The sequence below is a fragment of the Flavobacterium sp. 1355 genome (genome assembly GCF_017833415.1).
Lineage (GTDB): Bacteria > Bacteroidota > Bacteroidia > Flavobacteriales > Flavobacteriaceae > Flavobacterium.
Genome location: NZ_JAFICC010000004.1, coordinates 140,468 through 153,924, shown reverse-complemented (window position 1 = coordinate 153,924; position 13,457 = coordinate 140,468). Strand labels below are relative to the sequence as shown.

Genomic DNA, 13,457 nt, shown 5'->3' with positions numbered 1-13,457 from the left:
TAAAATTAATTCGTAAAAAAGTCGCAGTTTTCAGTCTCGAATTTCAATATTACTCAATTGAGTCCCAGTTTTCGGTCGCGGTTTTCAGTAATTTAGAAACTGCATAAAAAAGTCCCGGTATTCAATCACAGTTTATATTGCAAACTGAAACTGAATACCGGGACTGGCAAATTGTAAACTAATAATTATTTCTTAGCAGCGTTTTCTAATTTTCTCTGATCAATACGATTCTGAGCGATTGTCAGAGCAGCTTTATGCGTTGTAATTCCGTTCTTAACAGCATAATCGATAATTTCTAAGGTAGTATTATAGATATTTTCGGTTTTGCTCATGATTTCAGCTTTACCATAATGCTCCAATTCAGCATATACATTGATAATTCCACCAGCATTGATCAGGAAATCCGGTGCATATAAAATACCTCTTTCCTGCAATCTTGCACCGTGAACATTTTCATCTGCTAACTGGTTGTTGGCAGCACCGGCAATTACTTTGGCCTTAATTTTATTTACTGTCGCATCATTAATAGTTGCCCCCATTGCACATGGAGCATAGATATCTACATCTGCTGTATATAAATCTTCTCCGGTATAAATCGTTGCATTATATTTTGAAGCTACCTGATATAATTTTTCTTCATTGATATCGGTAATAGTAACCTGTGCTCCTTCTTTAGTTAAGTATTCAACCAAAGTTTCACCTACATGCCCAATTCCCTGAACCAAAACTTTCTTGCCATCCAGAACATCAGATCCAAACTGACTTTTTGCAGCCGCTTTCATTCCTAAATAAACACCGTAAGCTGTTACAGGAGAAGGGTTTCCAGAACCACCTCTTTCTTCAGAGATACCCGTAACATAAGGCGTTACATCTCTTACAGTATCCATGTCTTTAGTTTCCATTCCTACATCTTCAGCAGTGATATATCTTCCGCCAAGAGAGTGAACAAATTCACCAAACTTACGCATTAATTCAGGCGTTTTTTGTGTTTTAGCATCACCAATAATTACTGCTTTTCCACCACCAATATTAAGTCCTGTAATGGCAGATTTATAAGTCATACCTCTTGAAAGGCGCAAAACATCATTTAGAGCTTCCCATTCAGTATTATAATTCCACATTCTAGTACCTCCTAAAGCTGGCCCCATAACAGAATTATGAATACCAATAATTGCTTTTAAACCTGTATCTTTGTCATTGCAAAATACAATTTGTTCATGATCGTCAAAAGATAACTGACCAAAAACAGGATCCATTTTTTGAAGTTCTTTTCCAGTTGCGAAAGTTGCATCCATAGCGCTACTATTTATTTGTTAAATTATGAATTTGTCAAAAAGACATCTCAAACATAAGCAAAAAATACACTTGTGCTAATTTTTTATCTTTAAAATAACAAATTATCAATCAAATTATTTTGATTAAATTGTATTTTACATTGCTTTATATTGAAAGTAATTTATAAAAACAATATCATTTCAACATTGAATATCTTAAAAAAATGAAAGAATTACGCTATTTAAACAAATATTTCATTAAATATAAATACAGTTTTTTATTAGGTATTTTAATCACCATAATCGCACAAATTTTCTTTTTATTCACTCCAAAACTGGTTAGTGAGTCTTTTGATATCATAGAGCGCTTTTTGAAATTATCAGAAAGCGATCAAAAATTACAGATAATCAGAAGTTTTCATAAACAGGAACTGCTTCATAATGTGTACTTAATTATTGGAAGTGCTGTTGTAGGCGGAGTACTTACCTTCCTCATGAGACAAACTCTGATTGTAATGTCGCGTCATATTGAGTTTGACTTAAAAAATGAGGTTTTTAAACAATACGAAAATCTTTCGCAGAACTTTTACAAACAAAACAGAACCGGGGATTTGATGAACCGAATCAGCGAAGATGTTTCTAAAGTCCGTATGTATGTGGGACCTGCCGTAATGTATACGATAAATACATTTATACGTTTTGCAATTGTTATTATATACATGTATAATGTTTCACCATTATTGACATTATATACGATTTTGCCTTTACCAATTTTGTCTTATTGTATTTTCAAACTGAGTTCAGAAATCAATAAACGAAGCACAATCTTTCAGCAATATTTATCTAAAGTTTCGAGTTTTTCGCAGGAAATATTTTCTGGAATCCGGGTTATAAAAGCTTATTCTTTAGAAAATCAGCATCAAAATAACATGGTGGCGCTTGCAGAAGAAAGTAAAAGCAAGAGCTTAAGCCTGGCAAGAGTGCAGTCGCTGTTTGGCCCCTTAATGATTGCGTTGATAGGAATCAGTAATCTGGTTGTGATTTACTTTGGAGGAGTGATGTATATCAACGGAAAAATTCAGAATATCGGTACGATAGCAGAATTTATTTTATATGTAAACATGCTCACCTGGCCAGTTGCCTCTTTGGGATGGGTTTCGTCTATGGTTCAGGAGGCAGAAGCTTCTCAAAAGCGTTTAAATGAATTTTTGAAAATTGAACCGGAAATCAAAAACAACAATAATAATCCATCGGATATTCAGGGTTCAATTTCATTTGAAGATGTCAGTTTTACTTATCAGGATACTAATATTCAAGCTTTAAAAAATGTAACTTTTACAGTAAAAAAAGGAGAAACTCTGGCCATTTTAGGAAAAACAGGTTCCGGAAAATCTACTATTTTGTCATTGATTTCCAGATTGTATGATGTTACAGACGGAAGAATAACAATTGACCAGAATGAAATCAGCACTTTAAACCTGAATGATTTAAGAAACAATATTGGAATTGTACCCCAAGATGCATTTTTATTCTCGGATACCATCAAAAACAATATCAAATTTGGTAATCAAAACGCAACAGATGAAGAAGTAATTGAAGCTGCCAGAAGTGCTGTTGTTCATGATAATATTATCACTTTCAACAAACAATATGATACTATTTTGGGCGAAAGAGGTATAACACTTTCTGGTGGGCAAAAACAGCGTGTTTCGATAGCGAGAGCCATTATCAAGCAGCCTGCTATTTTACTTTTTGATGATTGTCTGTCTGCTGTAGACACTGAAACAGAAGAAACTATTTTGAATAATTTATTTGAAATTTGTAAAAATAAAACTACAATTATTGTCAGCCATCGTGTTTCTTCAGCCAAAAATGCTGATAAAATAATCATTTTAGAAGAAGGTAAGATCATACAACAAGGCTCTCATAATCAATTAATAAATCAGGAGGGGTATTATGCATCGTTATATTTAAAACAACTTTCGGAAAAAGAATTACTTTAAATGTTGCGTAATAGATAATTTTTTATGATTTTTGAGTACTATTAATTCCAAAAATGATAGAACGTATTATGAGAGAAAATGACATGTTAGAAAAAGAAGAGATCTTTTCTAAAGTATTACGAGCAGGAAGAAGAACCTATTTCTTTGATGTAAGAGCTACCAAAGCTGACGATTATTATATTACGATTACCGAAAGCAAAAAATTTACCGAAGAAGATGGTTCATTCCACTTTAAAAAACACAAAATTTACTTATACAAAGAAGATTTTGGATCTTTTGCCGAAATACTGGAAGAAATGACTTCATATGTTTTAAACCACAAAGGTGAAGAAGTGATTTCTGAGAGACATCAAAAGGATTTTAAAAAAGAATACGGTTCTGATAAAACAGAAGGCCAGATATCAAGCTTTACCGATATTGATTTTGACGATATTTAGTCCCAATACCATTTAAAAACTACGAGTCCAACATGTCCAGCATTTTGGACTTTTTTTATATCTTTAAATCATTCGCTCTTAAAATTTATAAAATGAAAAAAATATTTCTTCTTTGTTTCTTCTTTTTCGGAATTACCGTTTTTGCACAGAAAGCAGAATATGAAACAAAATCTAACATTCAATATTACAATTCTGCAATCAACAAAAATGACAGCTACATTAATGAACGTTGTGTGCTGGATATTTATTATCCAAGAAACAGTAAAAATTTTGCTACTGTAGTCTGGTTTCATGGAGGAGGCCTTACCGGAGGAAGTAAAGAAATTCCTGAAGCATTAAAAAATAAAGGTTTTGCTATTATTGGTGTAAATTACAGATTATCTCCAAAAGTTAAGGCCGCTAAATGTATTGAAGATGCCGCAGCTGCAGTTGCGTGGGCTTTTAATAACATTACCAGTTACGGAGGTGATCCTTCGCTGATTTTTGTATCAGGCCATTCTGCCGGAGGATACCTGACCTCTATGATTGGACTGGACAAAAAATGGCTGCAAAAAGAAAGTATTGATGCTAATAAAATTGCAGGACTGATTCCGTTTAGCGGTCAGTGTATTACTCATTTTGAAATCAGAAGAGAAAACGGAATTCCTGAAACACAACCCACTATAGATAGTTTTGCACCACTTTTTTATGTTCGTGCAGATGCTCCGCCTTTATTGCTTATTACCGGAGACCGCGAAATGGAAATGTTAGGCCGTTATGAAGAAAACGCTTATATGGTACGCATGATGAAAATTGCAGGGCACAAACAAACTAAACTTTTTGAATTAGACGGTTACGGACACGGAATGACAGAACCGGGCTTTCCGCTACTTGTAAATGAGGTGAACCGAATTATAAAAGAACGAAATAAATAACCTTTAAATAAAATCCACGGCAATGGAAACAAATTTATTAATATTACCCGGGCTCGGTAATTCTGGCGAAAAACACTGGCAAACCTTCTGGCATGAAAAATTTAAAAATTCAAAAAGGATTATCCAGGATAACTGGGATGAACCAATTCTTGAAGACTGGATCGCAAGATTAAAAGAAGAAGTACTAAAACTTGAAGGACCAACCATTCTTGTAGCGCACAGTTTGGCTGTTTCTCTGGTATTACACTGGGCATCTTCCAATAATGATAAAAATATAGTCGGTGCCTTATTAGTAGCTCCTGCAGATGTTGATTCACCGGAACATACCCCTGAAGTAATTCGAAATTTTGCTCCTATACCAATCACAAAATTACCTTTTCCATCTATTGTAGTGGCAAGTGAAAATGATCCTTATGCTTCTTTTGAAAGAAAAAAATATTTTGCAGAACAATGGGGAAGTGACTTTGTAAATGTAGGCCGGCAAGGACACATTAACTCAGATTCTGATTTGAAATACTGGGAAGAAGGACAATTGATTTTACAACAACTGATTGCGAAAGTTTCTTAGTTTTTTTTTACTCACAGTTTTCAGTTTTCAGACTGGAAACTGTGACTGAAAACTGTGACTGAAACTGACTACCCTATTCGTAAGCCATTTTCAATCTTAAAATCGGGAGCAAGTAAAATTACATCTCCCTCCTCACCTACAGCGCCAAGAACTAAACATTCACTCATAAATTTTCCTATCTGTTTTTTAGGAAAATTGACAACACCCACAATCTGGCGGTTTAACAATTCTTCTTTTGAGTATCGTTTTGTTATTTGCGCCGATGATTTCCTGATTCCGATTTCCACACCAAAATCAATCGTAAGCTGATAAGCCGGTTTTCTGGCTTCGGGAAAATCATTTACAGCTATTATGGTTCCGACACGCATATCGGTTCTTTCAAATTCGTTCCAGGTTAAGTCCATATTCATTTAATTGCTTGGTTTACAAACCTATTAATTTTGTAATTAATAATACTAATTCTATAACCTATTTTTTTGACATAGCATTTAATTTTACTGTATAAAAACTAATAAGCTAACAATAAAAATATATAAAATGGAACATACTGAACCAAATGCATGCATGACAATTAAGGATTTTGAATCTAATTTGAAACAGGTGCATACCGATAAATATATAGAAACAGCGCAGAATGTACGCTTATATGTAAAAGATTATGGTACAGGTAAGCCTGTAATCCTTATTCATGGCTGGCCTCTTTCTAATGAAATGTGGGAATATCAGATAGAGTTTCTGGTTCAAAACGGATTTAGGGTAATTGCATATGACCGTCGCGGATTTGGTAAATCATCTCAACCATGGGACGGATATGATTATGATACTTTGTCTGATGACTTGCAAGAAATCATTGAACAGCTGGAATTAACCGATGCTACTTTAGTTGGGTTTTCTATGGGTGGCGGCGAGGTTGTACGTTATTTTAGCCGACATGGTGGTAAAGGTGTTACCAAAGCAGCTTTAATTTCTTCTGTGGTTCCTTTTTTATTAAAAACAAATGACAATCCTGATGGGCATCCCAGAGAAAAAAGTGAAGCTACAGCAGCTGCCATTAAAGAAGACAGGATCGCTTTTATAGATAATTTCGGAAAAACATTTTTTGGTGTTAATATCATCAATAAACCATTAAGTTCTGCATTATTAGAATATTACAGAAACCTTTGTTCGGTTGCTTCGCCAAGAGCAACATTAAAATGTGCTGAATCTTTTTCGTTTACTGACTTTAGAGATGAATTAGATTTTGTAAAAGTCCCTACGTTAATTATTCATGGTGACGACGACAAAATTGTGCCGATTGATTTAACATCCAAGAAGGCTGCAGAAGGTATTCGTACCAGTACTTATATTGTTTACGAAGGTGCGCCTCACGGTTTGTTCTACACCGAAAGAGAAAAACTAAACAACGATTTGTTGAATTTTCTTAATTCATAAAACATACATACATCCGGAAAGTTTTTGATAAAAAAACGTTCCGGATTTTTTTTACTGCTTAGGTGCTTTTTTATACAGAATTTAAAGTTATTTTTGATCTACTTAATTCTATAAAAATGGCACAAACCCCTTCTAACATGTTACCGCTCGGAACTATTGCTCCGGATTTCAGACTGAAAGACACAAATTCGAATTATGAGTATTCGTTTGAGGATCTGAAAGGAACAAAAGGAACACTTGTCATTTTTATGTGCAACCATTGTCCGTTTGTACTTCATGTAATCAATGAAATCGTTATGATTGCAAACGATTATCGTGTTCAGGGAATTGGTGTAATTGCTATCTCCAGCAATGATATTAAAAAATTTCCTCAGGATTCACCTGAAAAAATGACTGAATTTGCCTTTAAAAACAAAATAGATTTTCCTTATCTATTTGACGAAACACAAGAAGTGGCAAAAGCTTTTGATGCTGCGTGTACTCCTGACTTCTATTTATTTGATAATCGTGATCGCTTATTTTATCGTGGTCAATTAGATGACTCAAGGCCAAATAATGGAATTCCGTTAAGCGGAAACGATTTGAGAGGTGCAATAGATGCTTTAATTTATAACAGAACTCTAAACGATTCTCAAAAACCTAGTATTGGCTGCAATATTAAGTGGAAGTAAATAATTTCCTTCAATTCTAAAAAGTTTGGTTATCTTTGCTAATCATGCTTATTATGCTATGCGAAATATAATATCATTTACCGGCTTCAATTTCTCATTTTCTTTTATAAGAGAATCGCTTGCTGCTGTAATTATTTCACATAACAAGGCCTTTATCAATTAGGCCTCCGTCTATTTCGATTCTTCTTTCAGGCGGAGGATTTACATCAGTTTAAATATTTTATTATTTGACAAATTCAAATCTGTCAGGTATTTTCTTTTTTCCAAAAATCAAAGTTTTTCAGTTATTTCCATTTTAAATGGAGAAAAATAATTTCTTTTTTTGAAATAAAAAAAAGGAGAAAATCATTCAAAAAGTATAACACTAAATTTATAGATATGAAACCAACACCCACTTTCTGTAAAACAGATTATCAATTCCTCAGAGAACTGATTTTAAAAAGTAAAAATTCAACCAATACAAAAGAAGCAAATCAGCTTTCGCAGGAATTAGACCGTGCTATTATTAGCAAAGAAGACGAGTTAGACAGTTCTGTTATCAGAATCAATTCTTTTGTAACTATTGAAGATGTAAAAGCAAAAAAACAAATGAAGATTCAGATTGTTTTACCTTCTATTGCAGATGTTAAAGAAGGGAAAATTTCGATTTTGGCTCCTTTGAGCGTTGCTATAATTGGCTTTAAGGAAAATGACGAAGTTGATTGGGAGTTACCTGCCGGAATCAAAACCTTAAAAATAATTGCTGTCAGCAATCAATAATTTCTTAAACACCTCAACGAATGAAGGTGTTTTTTTATGTCTTAAATTGAAATAAAAAAAGCATCCTTTTAAGAATGCTTTCATTAAATTTTATAATTGCGAATGAATATAATTCGTAATTGATGCCATCTGAGTGCCATCCAAATGTGCTTTTTTTCCCATACTCACCAAAATCGGCGCCCACTCTTCTTTTGTAAATTTTTTCGGTTCAAATAATTTGTGGCAATTTGCACAATTATTAGAATATAAGTTCTGGCCTTCTGTTAATTCAGTTGACACTACTGTCGTTGGAGTTTCAGTTACCGGAGGAGCTACAGCAGTTGTTGCAGCTACTGCCGTTTTTTGAGTATCGCACGAAACCAAAAAGACAGTTACTGCGGCAAGGGCTAAAAATTTTGATATCATTGAATTTGTTTTTTATGAAGTAAATATAAAAAAAATCCCATTCGGCTAGCGAATGGGATTCATTATAGATTATTTAAAACTAACCTTGGTTTTATTTTACCTCCATTAATTCAACATCAAAAATCAAAGTTGCATTTGGCGGAATAACCCCTCCTGCTCCGGCAGATCCGTAAGCCAAATGAGATGGAATCACAAAGCGTGCTTTGTCTCCAACTTGTAATAAGGCAATACCTTCATCCCATCCTTCGATCACTTGTCCCTGACCTAATCTGAATTCGATTGGTTTTTTTCTTGGGTAAGAAGAATCAAAAACTTTTCCTGTTTCTAAAGATCCTTCATAGTGTACAGCAACAGTTTTTCCGGCTTCTGCTTTTTTACCATCACCTTTTTGAATCATTTTGTAACGTAAACCGCTTTCAGTTTTATCAAAACCTGCAGCCAATTGTTCCATTTTTGCCTCAGCAGCAGCTTTTTCTGCAGCTTCACGTTTTGCACGAGAACCTTCAAAAACTCTAAATGCCTCAATAGCATTCCATTTTTGAGCTTCTTCTCCTACTCTCACAATCTCTACTGATTCTAAAGCATCTCCCTGAGCGACAGCATCTACAATATCCTGTCCTTCTACAACATGACCAAAAACAGTGTGTTTTCCGTCTAACCATGAAGTTGGAACGTGAGTGATGTAAAATTGAGAACCGTTTGTACCAGGACCTGAATTAGCCATAGCTAAAACTCCCGGACGATCGTGTTTTAAACTTGGGTGGAATTCATCATCAAATTTATAACCAGGACCACCTGTTCCTGTTCCCGAAGGACAACCTCCCTGAATCATGAAATCAGGAATTACACGGTGAAATTTTAATCCGTCGTAAAATTTATTCCCTTGTGGTTTGATTTTATTTTCTAAATTTCCCTCTGCTAAACCTACGAAGTTACCCACTGTACCTGGTACTAAGTCGTGTGCCAATTTTACTAATATTGAACCTTTGCTAGTATTGAATTTAGCATATATTCCGTTTTCCATTTTCGTGATTTTAAATTTAAACGCAAATTTACAAATTAATTTTTTATCAATTTGTGCTTTCTATTTTTTAGTCCCGATCCCGAAGCTTAGGGACGGGATGATTTATAAGTCACCGCATAAACTGTTAATGCGAGTAAAGCCAGAACAGCACATCCAATAGCAACAGCATGCCATCCGCCTAACTTCCATAAAAACAAACCGTAAGCTGAACCTGCGGCAGTCCCTAAAAAGCTAAACGACATAAATACAGTATTTAATCTGTTTCTTGCTTCGGGCAAAAGTGAATATACTCTGGTCTGGTTTGAGATATGAACCCCCTGAATCCCGACGTCAATGAAGACAATACCGATAATCACCCCAATTATACTTTCTATAGAAAAGTAAAAAACAATAAAACTGATTAACATTAATAAGCAGCCGTAACCTACTGCAATTCTTGGATTTCCTTTGTCTCCCATTTTTCAACCAAAGGCGCTGCCAAAGCTCCGGAGGCTCCTACGATCCCAAAAAGCCCTATTGTAGCGCTATTAAAAGAAAAAGGCTCTCCTGACAGCAGTAAAACCATAGTAGTCCAAAAAGCTCCAAATTGAGCAAAACAAAATACATTTATTAAAGTAGCTTCACGCAAAACAGGTTGTGTTTTTATTAGCGTAAAAAGTGATTGTATCAATTGTCCGTACGAACCCTGAAATTGAGGTTTGTTAACGGGAAATTTTCTTTGAATGGCAAAAAAGATCAGAAGGCAAATTCCTGCTGCAATCCAAAACATGGATCTCCAGCCCCAAAGCTGACCTATAAAACCGCTTAAAGTTCTGGAAAGCAAAATTCCGATCAGTAAACCACTCATAATAGTTCCGACTACTTTTCCGCGCTGTTCGGGAGCTGTTAATGAGGCTGCCAGTGGCAAAATAAGTTGTGGCACGATTGAAGTGATTCCTAAAAGCAGGGAAGCAATTTGCAAAATAAAAAAACTTTGTGCAGTAGCTGCAATTATTAAAGCAATTACAGACGCTAAAGTCGTCATAAGGATTTGTTTTTTTCGTTCTATTTTATCGCCAAGCGGCACCATAAAAAACAATCCGATTGCATAACCTGCTTGTGTAAGATAGGTTATTGTTCCCGCATTGGCTTCAGGAATTTTAAATTCGTTGGCAATTAAAACAATTAGAGGCTGGCAGTAATAAAGATTTGCAACTATAAGTCCAGTGCAAACTGCCATAAATAAGACATTCGTTTTGGATAAATTCATGTTGCAAAAATACTATGTAAATTAAACTTTAAAAAGTTTTTTCTAACTAAAAAAACCATGTGAGCGAGTCTTGAGATTTGACGCTGATTATACTGATTTGCTTCGCAAAGACGCTGATTAAAACGGATTTTTTTTTATTTCTTAATCCTTAACTCATAACCCTTAACCCATAACCCATAACCCATAACCCTTAACTCTTAACCCTTAACTCTTCAAAAAATCTTCACGCATTGGGCTAAAAACATCAGTGAGCATTCCGGTTTCCAGGCATACTACACCATGAATAGCGTGAGGCGGAATATAAAAGCTGTCTCCTTCTTTTAGCGTTTGTGTTACGCCACTAATTGTGACATCAAACTTTCCGCTTGCGATATACGTCACCTGAGAGTGGTAATGATCGTGCAACACGCCTATACCGCCTTTTTCAAAATGAACATTTACCAACATTACTTTATCATCATAAGCCAGGATTTTGCGTTTAATCCCTTCACCTACTACTTCCCACTCTATTTCATCTCCTTTTATAAACTCTTTGCTTGTTGCTTTCATGCTCTTTATTTTAATTTAAATCTTCAATTTGTTTTTCATAATTCATTACGAATTCCAGAAGACTACTGAACGTTTTTTTGTCTGAAATATTTCCATCACTGTCCAATTTTCCTCTGATTCCCTGAATTAAAAGTTGGGTTTCTTCTGTAAATCCAGCATCAACGGTTTGCATAATTAAAGCCAATTGTTCATGGCCTTTTTCTCCTGATGCCGAAGCCGTTATTAAACCGACTTTTTTATTTGAAAAAACGGTAGTTGATACACACCATTCTAACACATTCTTTAAACTTCCCGGCAGACTGAAAACATATTCTGGTGTGCAGATTATTACTCCGGCTGCAGCAGCAATTTTATTTCTCAAAAGAGTTATTACTGCCGGAGGATTATCGGTATCTAAATCTGGATTAAAATGAGGAATGCTTTCTAAATCCTCAAATATTTCGACTTCAAACTTATTATTGATATTTTCTGATATGAATTTCAGGATTTTAAAATTACTGGAATTCTTTCTCGTGCTTCCTGAAATGGCAAATATTTTATTTTTAACATCAGTCATTTTCAGTACTTTATTCTGCTGAAACAGCAAAATTTACGGCTGCCTCAGAATGAATTTTTGTTGTATCAAAAACAGGGACCGAAACATCTTCCTGGCTTATGAGCAACGGAATTTCTGTACAACCCAGAATGATGCCTTCAGCTCCGTTTTCAATTAATTTTTCAATGATATTAAGATAGGCTCTTTTGGTTTGTTCCTTAACAATGCCCCGCCCTAATTCTTCTTTTAAGGTTTGCTGTATAAAATCTCTTTCTTCCTGTAAATATGGAACAATTGCTTCTACATTATTTTCGGCAAGCTTATTTAGGTAAAAATCCATTTCCATAGTAAATTTTGTTCCCAATAAACCCACTTTTTTTAATCCTTGTCTATTAATTGCTGTTGCCGTAGCTGTTGCCACATGAATTATAGGAAGTTTAATTTCTTTTTCAAGTCTGTCCGAAACCGCGTGCGCTGTATTGGCACATAAAACAATACCTTCTGCTCCGCTATTTTCTAAACTTTTGCAGGCATTTAAAAGTAATTTAAAACTGGCATCCCAGTCTCCATTGGTGTTATTACGCTGAAAATCATCAAAATTTAAAGAGTAAATTATACATTCGGCAAAATTAAGTCCGCCTAATTTTTCGTTGATTCCTTCATTGATAAATCTATAATAATCAATTGTCGAAACCCAGCTGATTCCGCCTACAAGTCCTAGTTTTTTCATATTTGTGCTTTATTGCATTTATTTTTTTTACTGCTTATTTCTCATCGGGTACTCACCATATCTTTCTTCATTAATTGCAGTTCTTCTATTAATTTATTGCGCTGAAAAAAATCAGCGAGTTCATTCAGCCTTTTCTTATTATCGTAATTTATGCCGGTATTTAATTTTTTCTGACACACAGAACATAATCTTATGGAGTGTTCATCTGTTTCAGGTAAGCTGTTTGTACCATTCATCACACAATTAGCATCTATGCAATGATGTAACCCAAACATATGTCCAATTTCGTGTGAACATATTTTTAATAATCGGGATAAACATAAATTAAAATTTGAATCGGTTAGTTTTTCGTCTTGCAGCCTGTAGATTGAACTTACGCCAATTTTTTGACTGTAAGAAGCCAGTCCAAAAACAAAATTCCACTCTGGTTTTGGGTACAGATCTTTTTCTGTCAAACCCATTAGGGCAATTCCGTTTAATGGTTTCTCTTTTTTCAGAACGCTGTCCAGAATATAACCTGCCAGTAATTGTTCATAATCTTTGGTCAATTCTCTTCTGGCATGAGCAGGAATAATATCATCCGAAGCTTGTTCTCCAATTTTAGTTTCTAGCTGAAAGTATATTTCTAAATATTCCCTAAGCAATTCGATTTGCTTATTTTGAATAGCTGTAAAATTACCAATAGGCTTGATGTAAATAATATTAGCCTCTTTTGTCGGGGTAATATGTTTTGAATTCTCAAATTGTTCAAAAGTTTGTCCCTTCTCTTTATGTGAGTATAGCCATTCACCTGACGCAGGTGCAAATAGCGCAACATCGTTGGCTTTAATCGCATCAAAGTATTCGTTTTTTTTATCCGTTTTACAGGCACACAGCAACACAAGAATAAAAAGAGAAAGTTTCTTCAT

Annotated in this window: 15 protein-coding genes and 1 pseudogene; 7 read left to right on the top strand and 9 right to left on the bottom strand. The window is 34.6% G+C overall.

Annotated features, from left to right (window positions below; translation table 11 throughout):
• Positions 1-185 precede the first annotated feature (185 nt).
• Entirely contained in the window at positions 186-1,295 is a 1,110-nt protein-coding gene (locus tag JOD96_RS06520) for an amino acid dehydrogenase (RefSeq protein ID WP_317195272.1), read from the bottom strand.
• A 203-nt stretch (positions 1,296-1,498) separates the two neighbouring features.
• Here JOD96_RS06520 and JOD96_RS06515 point away from each other — a divergent pair, with 203 nt between their 5' ends.
• The 4 genes from JOD96_RS06515 (at position 1,499) to JOD96_RS06500 (ending at position 5,196) form a co-directional block, all read left to right on the top strand.
• The gene (locus JOD96_RS06515) at positions 1,499-3,277 is read left to right on the top strand and encodes an ABC transporter ATP-binding protein (protein ID WP_209563467.1); all 1,779 of its coding nucleotides are present in this window, start codon (positions 1,499-1,501) and stop codon (positions 3,275-3,277) included.
• A 68-nt stretch (positions 3,278-3,345) separates the two neighbouring features.
• A complete protein-coding gene (locus JOD96_RS06510) occupies positions 3,346-3,714 on the top strand; it encodes a PUR family DNA/RNA-binding protein (protein ID WP_209563626.1) in 369 nt (122 codons plus the stop codon).
• Positions 3,715-3,806: 92 nt separating this feature from the next.
• Positions 3,807-4,628, top strand: coding sequence for an alpha/beta hydrolase (locus JOD96_RS06505; RefSeq protein WP_209563466.1), 822 nt, complete (start codon positions 3,807-3,809; stop codon positions 4,626-4,628).
• A gap of 22 nt (positions 4,629-4,650) precedes the next feature.
• The gene (locus JOD96_RS06500) at positions 4,651-5,196 is read left to right on the top strand and encodes an RBBP9/YdeN family alpha/beta hydrolase (protein ID WP_209563465.1); all 546 of its coding nucleotides are present in this window, start codon (positions 4,651-4,653) and stop codon (positions 5,194-5,196) included.
• Positions 5,197-5,264: 68 nt separating this feature from the next.
• Here JOD96_RS06500 and JOD96_RS06495 read toward each other — a convergent pair whose 3' ends face one another.
• Complete coding sequence (locus JOD96_RS06495; protein WP_209563625.1) at positions 5,265-5,600, bottom strand: tRNA-binding protein; 336 nt, start codon at positions 5,598-5,600, stop codon at positions 5,265-5,267.
• Between the two features lie 133 nt (positions 5,601-5,733).
• Between JOD96_RS06495 and JOD96_RS06490 the strand changes: the two genes are divergently transcribed.
• The 3 genes from JOD96_RS06490 (at position 5,734) to JOD96_RS06480 (ending at position 8,057) form a co-directional block, all read left to right on the top strand.
• Positions 5,734-6,627 (top strand): alpha/beta fold hydrolase, encoded by an 894-nt coding sequence (locus tag JOD96_RS06490; RefSeq protein WP_209563464.1) that lies wholly within the window; start codon positions 5,734-5,736, stop codon positions 6,625-6,627.
• 116 nt (positions 6,628-6,743) lie between these two features.
• A complete protein-coding gene (locus tag JOD96_RS06485) occupies positions 6,744-7,298 on the top strand; it encodes a thioredoxin family protein (protein WP_209563463.1) in 555 nt (184 codons plus the stop codon).
• 378 nt (positions 7,299-7,676) lie between these two features.
• Positions 7,677-8,057, top strand: a complete 381-nt coding sequence (locus JOD96_RS06480) for a GreA/GreB family elongation factor (protein ID WP_209563462.1) — start codon at positions 7,677-7,679, stop codon at positions 8,055-8,057.
• A gap of 90 nt (positions 8,058-8,147) precedes the next feature.
• Here JOD96_RS06480 and JOD96_RS06475 read toward each other — a convergent pair whose 3' ends face one another.
• The 7 genes and pseudogenes from JOD96_RS06475 to JOD96_RS06445 form a co-directional block, all read right to left on the bottom strand.
• Positions 8,148-8,462: a c-type cytochrome gene (locus tag JOD96_RS06475; protein WP_209563461.1), complete on the bottom strand. Its 315-nt coding sequence runs from the start codon at positions 8,460-8,462 to the stop codon at positions 8,148-8,150.
• Positions 8,463-8,553: 91 nt separating this feature from the next.
• A complete protein-coding gene (locus JOD96_RS06470) occupies positions 8,554-9,486 on the bottom strand; it encodes a peptidylprolyl isomerase (protein ID WP_209563460.1) in 933 nt (310 codons plus the stop codon).
• A gap of 86 nt (positions 9,487-9,572) precedes the next feature.
• Positions 9,573-10,735, bottom strand: a pseudogene (locus tag JOD96_RS06465) (MFS transporter).
• A 204-nt stretch (positions 10,736-10,939) separates the two neighbouring features.
• A complete protein-coding gene (locus JOD96_RS06460; RefSeq protein ID WP_209563459.1) occupies positions 10,940-11,284 on the bottom strand; it encodes a cupin domain-containing protein in 345 nt (114 codons plus the stop codon).
• A gap of 10 nt (positions 11,285-11,294) precedes the next feature.
• A complete protein-coding gene (locus JOD96_RS06455; protein WP_209563458.1) occupies positions 11,295-11,840 on the bottom strand; it encodes an NADPH-dependent FMN reductase in 546 nt (181 codons plus the stop codon).
• Between the two features lie 10 nt (positions 11,841-11,850).
• Entirely contained in the window at positions 11,851-12,549 is a 699-nt protein-coding gene (locus JOD96_RS06450) for an aspartate/glutamate racemase family protein (RefSeq protein ID WP_209563457.1), read from the bottom strand.
• A gap of 41 nt (positions 12,550-12,590) precedes the next feature.
• Positions 12,591-13,457 (bottom strand): archaemetzincin, encoded by an 867-nt coding sequence (locus JOD96_RS06445; RefSeq protein ID WP_209563456.1) that lies wholly within the window; start codon positions 13,455-13,457, stop codon positions 12,591-12,593.

Excerpts from the sequence above, each read along its gene's own strand:
- JOD96_RS06520 (WP_317195272.1), bottom strand. The coding sequence starts at position 1,295 with ATGGATGCAACTTTCGCAACTGGAAAAGAACTTCAAAAAATGGATCCT.
- JOD96_RS06515 (WP_209563467.1), top strand. The coding sequence starts at position 1,499 with ATGAAAGAATTACGCTATTTAAACAAATATTTCATTAAATATAAATAC.
- JOD96_RS06510 (WP_209563626.1), top strand. The coding sequence starts at position 3,346 with ATGAGAGAAAATGACATGTTAGAAAAAGAAGAGATCTTTTCTAAAGTA.
- JOD96_RS06505 (WP_209563466.1), top strand. The coding sequence starts at position 3,807 with ATGAAAAAAATATTTCTTCTTTGTTTCTTCTTTTTCGGAATTACCGTT.
- JOD96_RS06500 (WP_209563465.1), top strand. The coding sequence starts at position 4,651 with ATGGAAACAAATTTATTAATATTACCCGGGCTCGGTAATTCTGGCGAA.
- JOD96_RS06495 (WP_209563625.1), bottom strand. The coding sequence starts at position 5,600 with ATGGACTTAACCTGGAACGAATTTGAAAGAACCGATATGCGTGTCGGA.
- JOD96_RS06490 (WP_209563464.1), top strand. The coding sequence starts at position 5,734 with ATGGAACATACTGAACCAAATGCATGCATGACAATTAAGGATTTTGAA.
- JOD96_RS06485 (WP_209563463.1), top strand. The coding sequence starts at position 6,744 with ATGGCACAAACCCCTTCTAACATGTTACCGCTCGGAACTATTGCTCCG.
- JOD96_RS06480 (WP_209563462.1), top strand. The coding sequence starts at position 7,677 with ATGAAACCAACACCCACTTTCTGTAAAACAGATTATCAATTCCTCAGA.
- JOD96_RS06475 (WP_209563461.1), bottom strand. The coding sequence starts at position 8,462 with ATGATATCAAAATTTTTAGCCCTTGCCGCAGTAACTGTCTTTTTGGTT.
- JOD96_RS06470 (WP_209563460.1), bottom strand. The coding sequence starts at position 9,486 with ATGGAAAACGGAATATATGCTAAATTCAATACTAGCAAAGGTTCAATA.
- JOD96_RS06460 (WP_209563459.1), bottom strand. The coding sequence starts at position 11,284 with ATGAAAGCAACAAGCAAAGAGTTTATAAAAGGAGATGAAATAGAGTGG.
- JOD96_RS06455 (WP_209563458.1), bottom strand. The coding sequence starts at position 11,840 with ATGACTGATGTTAAAAATAAAATATTTGCCATTTCAGGAAGCACGAGA.
- JOD96_RS06450 (WP_209563457.1), bottom strand. The coding sequence starts at position 12,549 with ATGAAAAAACTAGGACTTGTAGGCGGAATCAGCTGGGTTTCGACAATT.
- JOD96_RS06445 (WP_209563456.1), bottom strand. The coding sequence starts at position 13,457 with ATGAAGAAACTTTCTCTTTTTATTCTTGTGTTGCTGTGTGCCTGTAAA.